We start from the raw sequence: 14922 nt of genomic DNA, 5'->3' as shown, positions 1-14922 counted from the left end.
TGAAAGTAGCGCATTGGCAGCGGGACCAGTTCGCTGGCGTCAACATGGAAAGGCGGCGAGCACCACTCCCACGTCGGATCGATGTAGACCACGCGCGCCAGACTCCCGGAGTTCAGGGCAATCACTTCGTTTCCCCGCCACCCGTAGAGGTGGCCTTGTCGTGCAGTGCGCGGCTCAGCAGCGCCGGCAGCTTCTCGAACTCCTCCGGCCGCTTCTGCGCCAGCCAGTTGGCCTTCGCCATGCAGTACTCCGCGCAGTTCGGGTGCCATCTCGAGTTCCGCGCCAGGTGATCCAGCTCGCGTTCCAAGTTCGTCATGCATGCACACCTCCCGCCAGGGCAAACTTCTGGTACTCGCCCTCCACCGCGATCAGAATGACGCGGCCTTTGTCGACGTCGTTCTTCATGTAGGCGGTGATGTGCGATGGCTTGACGCCGGTGGCGGCACAGATCTGCGCGCGAGTCATCGGACCATTGGCGAGCGCAGCACGGATGCGTCCGCTGTGGCTCTCTGGACGGCAAACATTGCCGTATCCCGTAGCGGGGTTCACTCGGCCGCGCAGCGTCTTCGGTGCGCCGCGGGCGCTCAGCTCGTCCGATTTCCTGCTGATGCCGTGGAAGGTGCTGAAATCGCTGCCCTCCTTCCGGCGCCGGTCCACGTTGGCCGTGCTCTTGGCGCTCAGTGCTGCCGAGCCTGTGAACTTCACCCAGTCGAATGGTTCTTCGGAAAGGCCGATGCCCGGCCAGATGTCGTAGTTCATCAATACGCTCCGTAAACCCCGTGCGGGCGCTCGCCGAGGTAGTAGATGTGGCCCGTTTCGAGCAGGCGGGAAATGGTTTGCCGGGCGGTCTTGTAGGGCCATCCAGTGATCTCTACGAATTCACGAAGTGGCAGTGGGCCGAGGCGCAAGAGCTGGATCGCAGCGTGTCGACGGGTCATGCGCTCACTCCATTGCCCTTGAGGACATGCAACTTCTCGAGAATGTTTGCCGGGACGGGCGCAGCCTTCTTACTGTCCTCTTCGATCTTCAGGAGGGCGGGATCTCGACCTTCACGCCCTGGCACAGTGACGCCCACAGGCGAAGAGAAGCGCGGCTGCTGTCCGCTCTTGTCCTGCTCTTTGCTGAGCCATCGGACGATGAATGCTTCAATGCCACGCTTGGTTTTCCGGTTAGTCGGATTCGCGGTGCACCAAGCCTTCATCTCCCGAAGCTGCTGTGGCACGTTGACCCCTGGGTATGTCGCTTGCCACTCGACAATCGAAGCCGGGTAAACGGGGTGTTCGGACTTGTCGTTCAGGGTCAGCGTGAGCGTCGGCGGCTCGACGCATTGCGGCGGGGCGCTATCTCCACTTCCACTCCCTTCCTCTCCATTCCCTTCCTGATCCAATGCCGAAGGTTCGCGAGGATTCGCGAGCTTTCGCGAGGACTCGACGAAAGCTGGCAATTTCGAAGGAGAAGGCTTGTCGATCTTCTGGTGAGACGCCCAGTTCAGGATCTGTAAATAGGCCGTTCCATCAACCTCGTAGCGGGCGACGCAGCCCTCGCTGGAAAGTTGATCGAGCCAGCCATCAATGTGCTTCTTGGCGTCGTCGTCGTAGGGGTAGAGAAGGCTCGCGAGCATTCGCGAATTCCCGCGAAGCCGTCCGGCATCGTCCGCGATCGTCCAAAGCAGAATGAAGCACAGGCGAGATTCACGGCTCACCCGCCCCATGCTCTCGCTGTGAGGGAACTCCGGCTTGATCGTGCGGATGCGGGCCACAACTAAGCCTTCCCAAACACGCGACTAGCGCCCCGAAACACAAGCGTTGTTTCGGATGTTTCGCGGCACATGGACGCGATGAACTCGCCGACCTTGTGCATTTCGTCGATCTCGAGACCATGCGCCATCCAAGCGATAAAGCCCGCTGCGTAGGCCAGGGCATCGCAATCGCGGCCGCGCTCGATGTTCTTGCGGTCGACCCAGTCAGAATGATGGTGGAACCCGGCGATCAACGCGAACGATGCATTGATATCCACTTCCGCCAGAAGCTGCTTCAAACCATCTTGCGCATCATGGTGGGCCTTGTGGCAGTCTTCGCACAAGCACTCAAGCTCGTGTCGCTCGTACTCCCAATACATGCGCCCTTTGACATACTGCTTGTGGTGCACGTTCAGAGTCACATCCGTCGCGCCGCAGTTCTCGCACTCCCAGTTTGCATCTTCCAACACCGACAAGCGCTTTCGTTGCCAGTTGGGGTGCTTGATTTGCTCGGCAAAAGTCATCTTTGTCACTTGCATCTCCGTCATGCCCGGCAAAACGCACAACGGCAGGGAGGGCCGGAAGACCACCTTTTCGGGAGCTACCCTAGCCGCGTGTGAAATCACACGATCCTCCAGAGCCCGATCGGGTGAGCATGGGTCTTGACGCTCTGGGCACGCACGTAGCCGTCGTGAGCGATCAGGCCCATGTTCTTGGCCACCGTGGTGAGCGCACCCCACGCCTTGTGGGATTCGGGCTGTTGCTGGGCGACATGGCGGAACTCCTCCATCGTCATGTGCGTGGCGCCAGCAGCCTTGCGCGAGTTCAGCCAGGAGCGCAGTTCGACCGCAGCGCGCTTCGTCCACGCGGCATTGGCCTCAAGGGTGAGCTGCTGGCCGACGCTCTTTGCCATCAGGCCGGCTGTATCGTCCATGCCGTCGACCATGGCTTGTGTGAGCGCCGGCGTCATGCGTAGCTCCGCATCTGCGCAATGGCGTTCGTTAGCTCCGCAATGCTCGAGCGCTTGGCTCCGAGCACCTTCTTCGCCTGCTCCAGGTGCGCGCGCCACTCGCGCACCGACTTCACACCCCCGTTGCAGATGCTGTGCGGCACCTTGCGGCACAGCTCGCCCAGCGTTAGGCAGAGCGCGGCCTTCTCCTCCGCGGTGCTTGGCCGCTGGTTGCGGATGTCCTTGAAGGCGGGTTGGGGGGGGGGTGTACCCGAACAGGTCGCCATTCCCGGTAACTGAAAAGTTCTGCTGTTCTGCGTTCATCATTGCTTTCCTCGAATGGGATAGACGCGGGCTGGCGCGCGGCCCGTGTGCCGGCGGAAACGCGCCTCGATGGCCTCGCGAGCAAGCTGCTCGAATGCCTCCTCGACCGTGACACCGCGTTCGTTGGCCACGGCCTGAACCACGGCAAGCTCGCGGTCGGTCAACGCGATGGCGGAAACTTTCGAGTCCATTTCGAGCTACTCAAAAGTTCAGGAGGCAGGCCCAAAAAGCAGCCAATCAGGCCGCCGAAAGAGACTGGTTAGCGCCTCGCATTGCGGAGGCGCCGGACGCAGACTCACCTACATGCAACACCTCTTCCGCCTTGCGCAGAATCAAGTCCCGAAGGAACGTCGCCTTTTGCTCGCCCGAGTAGGTGCAGAAGGCATTGATCAGATCGGCCTCGCGGTCGCTCAGACTGAGCTTCACGAAGTGCTTGCGGATCAGGGCGGGATCGGAATACATGGTGTTGATAAGGGTTCGGTTGGCGGGTCTGCCGAGCGGCACGCGCCCGGTGAGGGAAATGGGTCAGTAATCGGCTGTCGAGGGTGGGTGCATGTGCATATGGCGGCCCTACAAGGTCTTGCGGGGTTGCTGAAGCAAGCCCAACCCGAAGCCAGCAGCGACGGCCCAGAGGAACCCGGCCAGGACGGCGGAGGCGATGCGCTCGTGGACGCCGTAGGCGACCAGGCCGAGGTCGAGCAGCATCAGGAGGAGGAGAAGGGGGCGCATGGGTCAGGCCTCCACTGCAGGCTGGCTCTGCATCCGGAGCACATCCCAGGGAACGCAAGCACGAAGGCGCTCACACCGAACGCCAGTCTCGCGCTCTATCGCTGGGCAGTGCTCGGCAGGAACGCTTCGGCGCTTCTTCCACATGTTTGGCGCGCTGGCGGCCACTCCAATCCGGCTCGCCAGAACGCCAACGCCACCGGCAATAGCAATGGCCTCATCGAGTGCCTCCATGCTGTCTTCACTTGGTTTCATGCTGGTCCTTGTTTGTCACATTCGTGATTTTGCTGGAAACACCAACGTGACGCAAGTCCCTTGTCAAATCACACTCGTGAATACCATTGGCGAACGAATCAAGTTCGCGCGAAACAAGCGCGGCCTTACACAAAAAACCCTCGCAGAAGCTGCAGGGGTGTCTACGAGCACGATCGGGAATTTGGAGTCGGGCGCGCGCGAGAAGCCTCGCGAACTGAACGCGATTGCACGCGCCCTTCATGCCTCAGTTGCATGGATTGAGGCTGGGAGAGGCGCTTGGGAGAGCGAATCCAACGTAGGCCCCGGCCCAAAGTTGCTTGGCGAAGTGCCCCTTATTTCATGGGTGCGCGCAGGCAATTGGGATGAAGCCAATGACCCGCTCCAACCTGGGGACGCCGAGAGTTGGTATGCCTGCCCGCGGCCGCACAGCTCAAGCACCTATGCCCTGCGTGTCAAGGGCGACAGCATGACTGCGCCCCACGGAAACACGAAGTCGTACCCTGAGCACTGCTTAATCTTTGTCGATCCTGAGAAGCGATCACCTGTCAATGGAGATCGAATCATTGCGAAACTAGAGGGAGAAGATGAAGTGACGTTCAAGGTCTATAAGAACGAAGATGGTCGACAGTGGCTTCAGCCGCTGAATCCGTCGCATGAGCCCATTCGGCAGCCCTTCCGAGTGCTAGGCACCATCATCGGCAAGTGGGAAGATGGATGAACATGAACTGGCATCGTGGCTTGTGGAGAGTTGCGCTGGGACTGCTTGGTCTCTTCTGGCTGGTCGTACTCACCCTCTTTGCGACTGGCGATCTGCCGGGCTTCGCGCTTTTCGAGGTTCTACTGCGCATGGCAGGGCTTTCCGCTCTCTACCTGGTGGCATGCAAGCTGATTGAATGGATTGTTCGGGGGTTCGCTCGCAACCAGTAGAGGGCGACTTCTTAGTCATGCCCGCTGTGCGCGGGCTTTTTTTCGCCTCAACTTCTCCTTTTCGTGATTTTGCATCACAAACGTGTTGACAGAATAAATCACGTTCGTGACAATACATCCCAAGCGCTGCATCCCGCAGCACCTTGGAGATAGACATGCAAGCAACCCAGGACCACCGCAGCCCTTCCTTCACCAAGAAGGGCCCCGGCCGCTTCCACAAGCAAGGACGCGGCGACCACCAGCACCTGACGCTCAAGCAGCGCCGCGCCGGCAGCTACGGCAAGGGCCTGCGCAACTGGATCACGCAGAAGCAAGCTGCTGCGCGCCTGGGAGCCTGAGATGGCCGCCGTCCTCAAGGCCACCGGCCCCGATTTCAACCGCACGCTGGTGCTGGCGGCGGAGCAGAACCTGCTGAACGACTTCGAGCGCGAGGAGCGCGTGAAGGAGTACCGCCGGAAGCTCGGCATTGCCGATTGGAACTACGAGCACACGGACAACCACGAGGCGTGGCGCGCGGGCCGTGACGAGTTCACGAAGCTGTATGAGCTGCAGGCCGAGGTCGACCCTGACGGCGAGATCTGGCACTCGGTGGCGCCGGCTGGGTTTGCTGTGCCTCAGCCGCGCATCGTCATCAACCTTGCAACGAAGGGGGTCCTATGAACACCCGCCGCTACCCCCGCACGATGGTCCCCGTTGCTGCCGGTGATCGATTTGGGCGCCTCACCGTCATCGAAGAAGCGCCTCGCCAGCGGAAAGCAAACGGCGCATCTCTGCGCGCCATGGTGTGCCGCTGTGAATGCGGTACGCAGAAAGTCGTGCGCCTTGCTAGTTTGCGCGAAGGAACAACAGTGAGCTGCGGTTGCTTTCATCGTCAGCAGGTGAAAGCCACCATCTCCAAGATGGCCAAGACGCACGGCCAATCAAAGACGGCGGTCTACCACGTCTGGCAGGGAATGAAGCGCCGCTGCGGCAATCCGGCGGACAAGAACTACCACCGCTACGGCGCGCGAGGCATCAAGGTGTGCGCTGAATGGCTCGATGACTTTGAAGCATTCGCTGCCTTCATGGGGCCGCGTCCGATGGGAATGACGATCGAGCGCCTGAACAACCTGGGCAACTACGAACCAGGGAATGTGCGCTGGGCCACCTACACCGAACAGGCGCGCAACACCCGCCGCAATCACCTCCACACCATCAACGGCGTTACCCGATGCCTTGCCGAATGGTGCGAAGTCCTCGGGGAACCCTGGGGAACTGTCAAGAAGCGCGTGGCCGCCGGCCGCGATCCATTCAAACGGATTCGTGCAAGGAGGAAGTCGTGAGAAATAGCAGTTGGACCGGTCGCGCAGCACGTGACCTCGAAGGAGCCTTTGGCCCGCACATCCGCTCCTCTCAATGCCGCATTGAGCCCATGCCCGACGAACGCGACGGCCCGACCGCTGCTGACTTCGCCCTCTACATAGTCGCCGCGCTCGCGATCTTTGTGGTCGTGAAGTTCGGCGATGCCCCTGAACCCGTCAACAACCAACCCAGCGCCCAAGTGGCATCGAAGGAGTAACTGTGCAAGCAACCAAGATCAAGATCGTTTCGCGCTACGACAGCGATAAGGTGCTCTTCGAGTGCGATGCGCCTAAAGGCCTCGAATCCGGCCTCCACATGCGCCATGCACTGGAGAAGGCGACGCAGGAAGGGGTTCGCCTCGATGGCGCCAGCCTCGTTCGCGCCAGCCTCGATGGCGCCCGCCTCGATGGCGCCAGCCTCGATGGCGCCCGCCTCGATGGCGCCCGCCTCGTTCGCGCCAGCCTCGTTCGCGCCAGCCTCGATGGCGCCCGCCTCGATGGCGCCAGCCTCGATGGCGCCAGCCTCGTTCGCGCCAGCCTCGATGGCGCCAGCCTCGATGGCGCCCGCCTCGATGGCGCCCGCCTCGATGGCGCCAGCCTCGTTCGCGCCAGCCTCGATGGCGCCCGCCTCGATGGCGCCAGCCTCGTTCGCGCCAGCCTCGATGGCGCCCGCCTCGATGGCGCCAGCCTCGATGGCGCCAGCCTCGTTCGCGCCAGCCTCGATGGCGCCCGCCTCGTTCGCGCCAGCCTCGTTCGCGCCAGCCTCGATGGCGCCCGCCTCGATGGCGCCAGCCTCGATGGCGCCCGCCTCGATGGCGCCCGCCTCGGCAGCATTCGCATGGACTTCTGGGACGTGCTGCTTCGCGCACCTCAGGAGATTGCGGGCGTGCGCGCGGCACTGGTCGAAGGTCGCGTTGATGGCTCGACCTACAGCGGCGAATGCGCCTGCCTAGTGGGCACGATTGCGAACGTCCGCCATGCCAACTACGCCGCGCTGGGTAACAACCTGAACCCCGACAGCGGCCGTCCGGCCGAGGTCTGGTTCATGGGCATCCGCAAAGGCGATACGCCCGAGACGAATCAGCAAAGCAAGCTAGCCGTCGAGTGGCTGGATGAACTGGTGGGCCTGCTGACCATCGCCAAGGCTGCGCCATGAAGCCCTACCCCTTCACCCCGACCGACGCGGATTTCCGCATGCCCACGTCCGACGAGATCGCCGAGGCCGACGAGCGCCAAGACATCGAGCGCGCCAATGGCTGCTTCCGAACCCTCGGGCTCCTCTTCATCGCCGTCCTGCTCATCGCGCTGGGCGTGCACTTCCACTTTCGAGGCTGAACATCATGAGCAACGCAGTTTCCCTGAACGTCGAATGCATCAACCGCATCGACCCCGAAATCGCCGCGAACTACGGCACTCGCTCGCTGGGCATCGACGTGCGAATGAGCGACGAACAAGTCTTCATCGCCATCGACCTCCTGCTCGACGCCGGCGGCCCCGAGAAGCGCGCCCAGCGTCTCGCGCAGCTGGCCGAGAACGAACTCACCGGGATGCATGCATGAGCAACGACACCGCTGCCGCCCTGCAGCAGGAATACGACGAGGCCTGCCACCTGTACGGCCACGAATCCATTCAGGCACGCGCCGCAGAGCGTGCAGCACTCAACTTCTTTGAAGGTCAGCAATGCAAGTCTACAAAGCCATCAACTCAGTCCAAGCAGCGCTCGCAAAAGTCGGCATCAGCAAGGCAAATCGCAACCAGCAGCAGGGCTACAACTTCCGCGGGATCGATGATGTCTACAACACCCTGAGCCCGCTGCTTGCCGAGAACGGCCTCTGCATTTTGCCGCGTGTCTTGGCGCGTACCGTCGATCAACACCAGACCAGCAAGGGCGGCACGCTGTTTTATGTGACCGTCGAAGCTGAGTTCGACTTCGTGTGTGCCGAAGATGGAAGCAAGCACACCGTCAAGACCTTTGGCGAGGCCATGGACAGCGGCGACAAAGCCACCAACAAGGCCATGAGTGCTGCCTACAAGTACGCCGCCATGCAGGCGTTCGCCATCCCGACCGAAGGCGATAACGACGCCGACGCAACGACGCATGAAGTTGCTGGCCGAAAGGCGCCTAACGCCAAAGATGACAGCCCCAAGGCTCGTGCGCAACGCATCACGGCTGGCGTGACGGCTGGCGATGCCACAGGAGCGGCGGCGGCGATGGCTGGATGGGATGAGCCCCTGAGGGATTCCGTTTGGGCGCTTCTGCCCGCAAAGACCCAACAAGCACTCACCGCCGTATGGCCTCAAGGAGAACCCGCATGACTTCCGTCGCTCTCTATACCTTGACTGGCGAATACCTCGCCCTCATGAACACCTTGGCTGACGGCGATTTCGACGCCCAGACCATCGCCGACACCATCGAAGGATCGGGCCTCACCGAGGCCATCGCCGAGAAGGCATGCGGCGTGGAAATGGTCGCCCGCACTATGGAGATGCATGTTCCTGCGATTGACGCCGAGATCGAGCGACTGACGAAGCTCAAGAAGCAGCGCCAAACCGCAGCTGCGGCACTGCGCGAATACCTGAAGCGCAACATGATCGCGGCCGGCATCACGAAGCTGGAGAGCCCGCTGTTCAAGATCAAGCTGCAAGACAACCCGCCAGCAGTGGACATCTTCGATACGAGTCTGGTGCCGTCCGAGTTCATGACGCAGCCCGCGCCCCCACCGCCTGAGCCGGACAAGACTGCTATCAAGGGCGCAATCAAGGCCGGCATTGAAGTGCCTGGAGCGCGTCTGACCGTTGCTCAACGACTGGTGGTGTCGTGATGCACCCCACCCCCACTCCCCAAATCCCCGCAGGAGAAAGTTGCATGCTGGTTGATACGAGCCAGGCGCCGAAGTCTGGCAGTCAGGAAGCGAAGACCGTGGCGCTGGAACTCGCCATCGACGCCTTGGAACACATCGCATTGGCCGGCATGTCCGGCAGCGGCCAGGAGAGCGAAGAAGGCATGCGTGACTGGCATGCGCGACGTGCGTGGGAATTCATCGGCATCGCGGCGCGGGCGCTTGAGCGTGTCCGCGCTTTCAAGGACAGCACCACCGGAGTCCAAGCATGACCTCTACCGACAAGAGCGCAGCCCTGCCTCAAGATGACAAGTCTGCCAGCGAAACCGCAGCAAGGTTCACGCATGGGATGAGCGACAAGAGCGCAGCAGAGCCCGATGAAGAAATGCTCAATACTGCGGCAGACATCCGCAAGCTCATCGAGAGTGCGCCCGAGAATATTTGGCTCGACCTCGGCGAAAACCTCGAAGCGCTGACCGATGACGCGACCTTCCGCAACCTCTCCGAGGTGACGTGGAGTGAGGACAACGCCACGAGTTGCGGGATCAAATACATCCGTGCGGATCTTCCCCCCGCAGATCCTGGAGCGGTGGCGGAGGATCTGGAACTCGTCCGCTCGGTACTGCGAGGCTACCCTGCGTCTTTCGCTCGTGCTGATGCTCTGAAAGCTTTGGAGAACATTCAGGCAGCACTCGCCTCTCCGCTGGTGCCAGCGTCCGAGTTCGACGAGGCTGTGCTCGCCAATCTGAACAAGACCCTTGGACTGACAGATGCGAGTGCCACTTTGGCAATGGCGAACGCAGATCTTAGGCTGCGCCGTCTGCAGAGCTTGCATCTCACTGCTCCCGCCCCCTCCGTTCCCAGCGCCTCCCTCACCACCCCCAGCAAAGAGCCGGCCGGGGCGGTGGCCGTGCGGGCAGGCTGGAATGCGTGCATCCGAAATGTCTTCTCGTTGACCGATCAGACGGCTGACGAAACAGCAGACAAGGCTGGCGACTTTGAGCGAGGCCGCCGCTTCGAGGCCAAATGCATTGCGCGAGCGATGAATGCCTTTGGCCCGGATCACTGCGAAGAATTGCGTGACTGGTTCGCCGCACCTGGGGCCGCTATCGATGCGCGCGAGCAGGAGCCCGTTATTTCTGTGGAGGACAGTTTGCGCACGCGGCTGCGCTGGTCTCAGGAGAAGGTCGAACAACTGGAGCACGAGAACCGCGAACTGCGCGGACGCTTGCCCGGCCCGAGCTTCGATGACCTGATGGCCTGCACTTCGGGCAACTATCCACTCGCATCCCGCCCCGAAGCACCAACAGCGAGCACCCTAGCCGCAGAACCGGAGCGCGAAGCCAAAATGGTCGTACTGGAGCGAGACGACGCCGGTACGCCGACAGTCTGGTGTGACCCAGAGATTGCCGATGTTGTCAGCGCACTCAATGCCGCCAGCCTGCGCACAGCCGCCTCATGCAGCGGGCACGGTCATTTGCCCGGCTGGGTCTCTCTGCAGGACGGCCGAGAGATCTTGATCGCTCGCAGCGCTGAGGAGCGCGACCGGATGATGGGCATCTTCGGAGTGGACATCAACGGGGAAATCGTCTCCCGTTCCTTCACCAACGAGCTCGGCAATGCCATTCGCATCACCATCGAAGGCCCGACCTCGGTGTCTGAGAACGTGCTGACCCCGATGGAAGCCGATCAACTGCGCAGCGCTTTGAACGAGCGCGCCAAGGCCGCAGAGGTAGCGCAGCCGAAAGCAGGTGAAGCATGAGCGCCGAATGGTGGAGGCAACAGCAGCGTGAGCGGCAGTTGCGCGAAGAGATAGAGCGACGTGAGCACTGGGAACGCTACGGAAGCTCTTTCGACGGGCGTGGCGGCTACTACTCGCGCCCCAATCCATACCCAAATGGCCGTGTGCCGACATTGGGCGAACTTGCAAGGAGAAGGAAGTCATGACCAACCACATCAATTCACAACGCGTCATCCACGGCTGCGAAAGCTGCGACGGCGAGCCGGAATGCACCTGCCGCCCTTCTATCGCACAGCCGATGACATGGCTTCCGAGCGATGAGCAGGTGATTGCCGCAGCACGAGTGGCGAGCCCGACGCCGATCACCGACGAACAGGTCGCCACTCATCTGCCAACGTGGCGCATGTTCGCTGCCGCACTGCCTGCACCCTCTGCGGCCGCCTTGGAACTGCATCCGGAAACCTGCGACTTGGTGGCGCAGTTCTCTCGTGCATTGGCCGAGAAGCTGGCCGCAGCCGAAAAGAAGTACGGCTACAGCAATGGCTGGAAGCGAGCCGATTGGATGGATGAATGCCGGGCCAAGCTGTTGGAGCACGTCGCCAAGGGTGACCCGCGCGACGTGGCGGCCTACTGTGCGTTCCTGTGGCACCACGGCGAGAAGACGGGGACTGCTCGTGAATTGGACCCGGAAGTTTTCCTAGATGAAGGTCTGGCCGACGTGCAGGACGAAAGCGGCATCAACAACTACTACTCGAAAGCCGCCGTACTGGAGCACATCGCTGCAGCCCTCGCCTCCTCGCCCTCTAGCGCCCCAGCAGAAAGCGGGTGGCAGTGGGTGCCGAAGGAGCCGACCGAGGCAATGGTCAAGGCCGGAAACAAGAAGACATGGCCGCTGCCGTCCCAAGACGTGTACCGCGAGATGCTAGCTGCCGCTCCGCAAGCAGTACAGGCGGGTGGGGAAGGTGGCAATGTCTAGAACTCTCGACCTCCGCGACCGGTGCGCGCGCAAGAACTGCGGAAAGCTGATCCGCCAGAACCAAGGCGCCCAAGCCCAGTACCAGCGCTACAAGCCCTTCTGCTCGTACCACTGCCAAGAGTGGGATCGCGTGGAAGGAGCTGCACGCCACCTAGCCGCATTGAAAGGCCAGCGATGACCACAGCCGCAAAAACCTATCCCCAAAGGGAAGTCAAGATCGAATTCTTCGTAAAGGCAACCGGCGAAGCTGCCCCCGTTGACCGCTTCGATTACTTCATCCGTGACGGCGCAGTATGGCGAGACAACTTCAGAACCTGTGAGTCGCAGATGGCCGTCGTCGGCTTCGAGGACTTCATCATGGAGTGTCCCGAAATCGGATGGCGAGTCGCCGCCCCGGCATCGGCACCAGAGCGCCCACGACTGGAGCGCCATCGCCCAGCGCAAGGACCATCCATGACCACCACCCCCACCAACACCCGCTCCCAAGGGGGAGCAGAGACGCTGTTGCCGTGCCCGTTCTGCGGCACAGCCCCTCAGGAAGACAAGATGCTCGGCGTTTGGTGCAGCAACGATGATTGCAGCATCGTCGGGCAGGTATTCAGCGGCGGCGCACGTCACTGGAACACCCGAGCCCTCGCCGCCCCGGCATCGGCACAAGAGGCGAGGGAACAAGAGCATGCAAAGGCTCAGGACGCGGCTATCCGCACGATGCTGCGCTGGGAGAGGGAGAAGACAGCGGTTCTGCACGACGAGAACCGCAACCTCCGCGAGGCCCTGCAGTTCTACGCGGACGGCAACCACTTCACGATGCACGACGCTAACGAATGGGACACCGTGAGCGGCGAGCCGGCCAACTTCTACGAGGACTCATCCAACACCGCCACCGTGGAAGATGGGTCTGTCGCAAAACTCGCCCTTGCAGCGACCCCAGCCCTCTCGGCAGCAGTGCAGCAGGGGGAGGCGCTGACGGATGCTGTCGTGGACTTCCTTGAAGCGCAGGACGCACTCGACAACCGCGAATTCCAAGGAATCAACGGTGAGGACTACTTCACTCTGAGACGCCGCCGCAATCTGGCGCGCGATGACCTTGCCGCCGCTCTCGCGAGCGCTCAGCCGAAGACGGGGGAGTTCAATGTCTGACACCCCCACCCCATCGCAGGCAGCAGAGATGCCCGTGATCGCGTACCTGCGCGCGACGAAAGATGAGATGCCAGTCTGGGACGGCGACGACTGCGTTTGCCAAGACCCGGTCTATCCAAGCGATCCCGATGGTAGTGACGCTGACTGCATCAGCATGCCTGTGGTGCGCCTCTCCGACGCCGAATCCCAGCTCGCCGAACTGCGGGCAGAGGTAGAGAGGCTGCGGGCTGATTCGCGACGACTGGATCACCTCCAAGCGCGTGGCGCAACGGTGGAAATTCTCCCGGCCGGCCTTGCCTGGAAGTTTCAGGTTGGCGGCTTCCACGGCGCCGTGAGCTACGACATTCGCAGGGCAATCGATGCCGCTCGCGCCGCCCTAGCTGCAGATGGAAAGGATGGTGCAAGGTGAGTGCGATCCAACTGATTCAGCGACCGGTGTTTCGCGCACCAACGAAAGGCCGCGACTACCTCACTGCCCGCGCTGCAGCAAACGCCGAGGCCGGCGCCATGCTCGCTCGCAAGTACCCCACCGAAAGGGCTGCATACGAGAACGGCATGTGCTACGACCCCGGCTATCACTGGAGCGGAGACGAGCGACTCGTGCGCGTGCATGCAAGGCTTTCAAAGCGAATCATGGCGCGCTTCCGCGCTGCCGCAGCCATCGATGCACAGAGGAGAGAGACGTGATCCATTACCACGGCCTCCCCATCACACCGGAGACAGCAGCCGCCTGCGTGCTGTCGGCCGGCCACGGTTTCGTGAGCTTCGCCGAGCCGCGCAATCTAGCGCTTGCTGCCGAGGTTTGTCAGTCGTTCGCCATCGACAACGGCGCATTCACCGCCTGGAAGCAGGGAAAGCCGGTTCAGAACTGGGCGCCCTTCTACGACTGGGCCGCGCAGTGCAAGCTGATTCCCGCTTGCGATTTCGCGGTAGTGCCTGACGTTATCGACGGCGACGAGGCCGCGAACGATGCACTGCTGGCCGAGTGGCCGCTGCCCAAGTGGTTCGGTGCGCCCGTCTGGCACATGCACGAAAGCCTCGATCGGCTGGAGCGCCTTGCCGCAAGCTGGCCGCGCGTCTGCATTGGCAGCTCGGGCGAGTTCGCCACCATCGGCACGGCGGCATGGTGGGGCCAGATGGCCCGCGCGCTGCGTGTGGTCTGCGATGACGAAGGGCGCCCGCTGTGCAAGCTGCACGGTCTTCGGATGCTCAACCCCGAGGTGTTCTCGCGCCTGCCCTTCGCCAGTGCCGACAGCACCAACATCGGCCGAAACATCGGCATCGACCAAGCATGGCGCGGCACCTACTCGCCGCCCACCAAGGAGGCCCGCGCGCAGGTCATGCGCTCGCGGATCGAATCCCAGAACGCCCCAGCCCGCTGGACCTTCATGGTTCCAGAGCAACAACCGCTTGCCCCAGGAGAACTGTTTTGAACGTCTACCGCTATGTGTTCGCCGCCACCTGCCCGAGCGACGGCGATCAGATCATCTATGGCCTGGAGGTCCGCTCTGTCGAGCGGATCATGGTCGAGCGCATCAAAGAGGTGTGCGCCGAGTGGCCGCAGGGCTTTCAGGAAGACATTGCCGCCGACCTCGTGAAGCAACTGGGGGGCGAGGTGACGCTGCGCGCTCAACACCAGGGTGTCGAGATCGTGACCATGCTTGGCAGCGCTACCAAGGAACCAGCATGACCCACCCAGATGCACAGCGAGCGTTCGAGGAGATGATGCCGGAGCCCGTGGCATATCGTGATCGCTATTACCACTGCGACCTGTATCTCTCTCCTGGGAACGACCGAGAGCCACTTCACACCGCCGACCAACTCCGCACCGCAATGCAAGCCGTCTGGGACGCCGCTACTGAGCGGGCGGCGAAGGTATGTGAGGCCTGCGACGGCTGGGGATGGCCTCACACAGAGGTATGCGATGACTTCGCTGCCGAGATCAGGGAGACGAAATGAGCTGGGG

Annotated in this window: 31 protein-coding genes; 20 read left to right on the top strand and 11 right to left on the bottom strand. The window is 62.1% G+C overall.

All coding sequences use genetic code 11. The features are described from left to right. Positions 1–121 precede the first annotated feature (121 nt). The 11 genes from EJP67_RS18520 to EJP67_RS34230 form a co-directional block, all read right to left on the bottom strand. Entirely contained in the window at positions 122–316 is a 195-nt protein-coding gene (locus EJP67_RS18520) for a hypothetical protein (protein ID WP_126023171.1), read from the bottom strand. Beyond that, positions 313–759 carry a hypothetical protein gene (locus EJP67_RS18515; RefSeq protein WP_126023170.1) on the bottom strand — a complete coding sequence of 149 codons (447 nt, stop codon included), beginning with the start codon at positions 757–759 and terminating at the stop codon, positions 313–315. The genes EJP67_RS18520 and EJP67_RS18515 overlap by 4 nt, the downstream gene beginning before the upstream one ends. Then, positions 759–938: a hypothetical protein gene (locus EJP67_RS18510; protein ID WP_126023169.1), complete on the bottom strand. Its 180-nt coding sequence runs from the start codon at positions 936–938 to the stop codon at positions 759–761. Before EJP67_RS18510 ends, EJP67_RS18515 begins: the two co-directional genes overlap by 1 nt. Next, positions 935–1759, bottom strand: a complete 825-nt coding sequence (locus tag EJP67_RS18505; RefSeq protein WP_126023168.1) for a hypothetical protein — start codon at positions 1757–1759, stop codon at positions 935–937. The genes EJP67_RS18510 and EJP67_RS18505 overlap by 4 nt, the downstream gene beginning before the upstream one ends. Positions 1760–1761: 2 nt before the next feature. Further along, a complete protein-coding gene (locus EJP67_RS18500; protein WP_126023167.1) occupies positions 1762–2271 on the bottom strand; it encodes an HNH endonuclease in 510 nt (169 codons plus the stop codon). 89 nt (positions 2272–2360) lie between these two features. Next, positions 2361–2708, bottom strand: coding sequence for a hypothetical protein (locus EJP67_RS18495; protein WP_126023166.1), 348 nt, complete (start codon positions 2706–2708; stop codon positions 2361–2363). Continuing rightward, entirely contained in the window at positions 2705–2974 is a 270-nt protein-coding gene (locus EJP67_RS18490; RefSeq protein WP_126023165.1) for a hypothetical protein, read from the bottom strand. The genes EJP67_RS18495 and EJP67_RS18490 overlap by 4 nt, the downstream gene beginning before the upstream one ends. Before the next feature lie 36 nt (positions 2975–3010). Continuing rightward, positions 3011–3202, bottom strand: a complete 192-nt coding sequence (locus EJP67_RS18485; RefSeq protein ID WP_126023164.1) for a hypothetical protein — start codon at positions 3200–3202, stop codon at positions 3011–3013. Between the two features lie 46 nt (positions 3203–3248). Continuing rightward, the gene (locus EJP67_RS18480; RefSeq protein WP_126023163.1) at positions 3249–3473 is read right to left on the bottom strand and encodes a hypothetical protein; all 225 of its coding nucleotides are present in this window, start codon (positions 3471–3473) and stop codon (positions 3249–3251) included. A 108-nt stretch (positions 3474–3581) separates the two neighbouring features. Further along, positions 3582–3740, bottom strand: coding sequence for a hypothetical protein (locus EJP67_RS33645; protein WP_165909647.1), 159 nt, complete (start codon positions 3738–3740; stop codon positions 3582–3584). 3 nt (positions 3741–3743) lie between these two features. After that, positions 3744–3971, bottom strand: coding sequence for a transcriptional regulator (locus tag EJP67_RS34230; RefSeq protein WP_165909646.1), 228 nt, complete (start codon positions 3969–3971; stop codon positions 3744–3746). Between EJP67_RS34230 and EJP67_RS18470 the strand changes: the two genes are divergently transcribed. From EJP67_RS18470 to EJP67_RS18380, 20 genes are all read left to right on the top strand, one after another. Beyond that, entirely contained in the window at positions 3970–4710 is a 741-nt protein-coding gene (locus tag EJP67_RS18470; protein ID WP_240650697.1) for a LexA family protein, read from the top strand. The two genes, EJP67_RS34230 and EJP67_RS18470, sit on opposite strands and share 2 nt — an antisense overlap. Continuing rightward, positions 4707–4919, top strand: coding sequence for a hypothetical protein (locus EJP67_RS18465; RefSeq protein WP_126023161.1), 213 nt, complete (start codon positions 4707–4709; stop codon positions 4917–4919). The genes EJP67_RS18470 and EJP67_RS18465 overlap by 4 nt, the downstream gene beginning before the upstream one ends. A 155-nt stretch (positions 4920–5074) precedes the next feature. Further along, positions 5075–5257: a hypothetical protein gene (locus EJP67_RS18460; RefSeq protein ID WP_126023160.1), complete on the top strand. Its 183-nt coding sequence runs from the start codon at positions 5075–5077 to the stop codon at positions 5255–5257. A 1-nt stretch (position 5258) separates the two neighbouring features. Continuing rightward, on the top strand, positions 5259–5579 hold the full coding sequence (locus tag EJP67_RS18455; protein ID WP_126023159.1) for a hypothetical protein: 321 nt from the start codon (positions 5259–5261) through the stop codon (positions 5577–5579). Beyond that, positions 5576–6241: a hypothetical protein gene (locus EJP67_RS18450; RefSeq protein ID WP_126023158.1), complete on the top strand. Its 666-nt coding sequence runs from the start codon at positions 5576–5578 to the stop codon at positions 6239–6241. Before EJP67_RS18455 ends, EJP67_RS18450 begins: the two co-directional genes overlap by 4 nt. 89 nt (positions 6242–6330) lie before the next feature. Continuing rightward, entirely contained in the window at positions 6331–6477 is a 147-nt protein-coding gene (locus EJP67_RS33640) for a hypothetical protein (RefSeq protein WP_165909645.1), read from the top strand. 2 nt (positions 6478–6479) lie between these two features. Beyond that, positions 6480–7415, top strand: coding sequence for a pentapeptide repeat-containing protein (locus tag EJP67_RS18445; RefSeq protein ID WP_126023157.1), 936 nt, complete (start codon positions 6480–6482; stop codon positions 7413–7415). Further along, entirely contained in the window at positions 7412–7594 is a 183-nt protein-coding gene (locus EJP67_RS18440) for a hypothetical protein (protein ID WP_126023156.1), read from the top strand. Before EJP67_RS18445 ends, EJP67_RS18440 begins: the two co-directional genes overlap by 4 nt. Before the next feature lie 5 nt (positions 7595–7599). Continuing rightward, positions 7600–7818, top strand: a complete 219-nt coding sequence (locus EJP67_RS18435; RefSeq protein ID WP_126023155.1) for a hypothetical protein — start codon at positions 7600–7602, stop codon at positions 7816–7818. 121 nt (positions 7819–7939) lie between these two features. Then, positions 7940–8575, top strand: a complete 636-nt coding sequence (locus tag EJP67_RS18430; protein WP_126023154.1) for an ERF family protein — start codon at positions 7940–7942, stop codon at positions 8573–8575. Further along, the gene (locus tag EJP67_RS18425; RefSeq protein ID WP_126023153.1) at positions 8572–9081 is read left to right on the top strand and encodes a siphovirus Gp157 family protein; all 510 of its coding nucleotides are present in this window, start codon (positions 8572–8574) and stop codon (positions 9079–9081) included. Before EJP67_RS18430 ends, EJP67_RS18425 begins: the two co-directional genes overlap by 4 nt. Positions 9082–9125: 44 nt before the next feature. Then, a complete protein-coding gene (locus EJP67_RS18420; RefSeq protein ID WP_126023152.1) occupies positions 9126–9371 on the top strand; it encodes a hypothetical protein in 246 nt (81 codons plus the stop codon). Next, positions 9368–10861, top strand: a complete 1494-nt coding sequence (locus EJP67_RS18415) for a hypothetical protein (protein WP_126023151.1) — start codon at positions 9368–9370, stop codon at positions 10859–10861. The genes EJP67_RS18420 and EJP67_RS18415 overlap by 4 nt, the downstream gene beginning before the upstream one ends. Before the next feature lie 181 nt (positions 10862–11042). Then, the gene (locus EJP67_RS18410) at positions 11043–11816 is read left to right on the top strand and encodes a hypothetical protein (protein WP_126023150.1); all 774 of its coding nucleotides are present in this window, start codon (positions 11043–11045) and stop codon (positions 11814–11816) included. A 174-nt stretch (positions 11817–11990) separates the two neighbouring features. Then, on the top strand, positions 11991–12956 hold the full coding sequence (locus tag EJP67_RS18405; RefSeq protein ID WP_126023149.1) for a hypothetical protein: 966 nt from the start codon (positions 11991–11993) through the stop codon (positions 12954–12956). After that, the gene (locus tag EJP67_RS18400; protein ID WP_126023148.1) at positions 12949–13365 is read left to right on the top strand and encodes a hypothetical protein; all 417 of its coding nucleotides are present in this window, start codon (positions 12949–12951) and stop codon (positions 13363–13365) included. Before EJP67_RS18405 ends, EJP67_RS18400 begins: the two co-directional genes overlap by 8 nt. After that, positions 13362–13643, top strand: coding sequence for a hypothetical protein (locus tag EJP67_RS18395; protein WP_126023147.1), 282 nt, complete (start codon positions 13362–13364; stop codon positions 13641–13643). Before EJP67_RS18400 ends, EJP67_RS18395 begins: the two co-directional genes overlap by 4 nt. Continuing rightward, a complete protein-coding gene (locus EJP67_RS18390; protein ID WP_126023146.1) occupies positions 13640–14389 on the top strand; it encodes a hypothetical protein in 750 nt (249 codons plus the stop codon). Before EJP67_RS18395 ends, EJP67_RS18390 begins: the two co-directional genes overlap by 4 nt. After that, positions 14386–14646 (top strand): hypothetical protein, encoded by a 261-nt coding sequence (locus tag EJP67_RS18385; protein WP_126023145.1) that lies wholly within the window; start codon positions 14386–14388, stop codon positions 14644–14646. Before EJP67_RS18390 ends, EJP67_RS18385 begins: the two co-directional genes overlap by 4 nt. After that, positions 14643–14915, top strand: a complete 273-nt coding sequence (locus EJP67_RS18380) for a hypothetical protein (protein WP_126023144.1) — start codon at positions 14643–14645, stop codon at positions 14913–14915. The genes EJP67_RS18385 and EJP67_RS18380 overlap by 4 nt, the downstream gene beginning before the upstream one ends. The last annotated feature ends 7 nt before the right edge of the window (positions 14916–14922 follow it).

It is taken from the genome of Variovorax guangxiensis (assembly GCF_003952165.1).
GTDB classification, from domain to species: domain Bacteria; phylum Pseudomonadota; class Gammaproteobacteria; order Burkholderiales; family Burkholderiaceae_C; genus Variovorax; species Variovorax guangxiensis.
The sequence above is the reverse complement of the archived record's forward strand: the minus strand, read 5'-3'. Positions and strand labels throughout refer to the sequence as shown.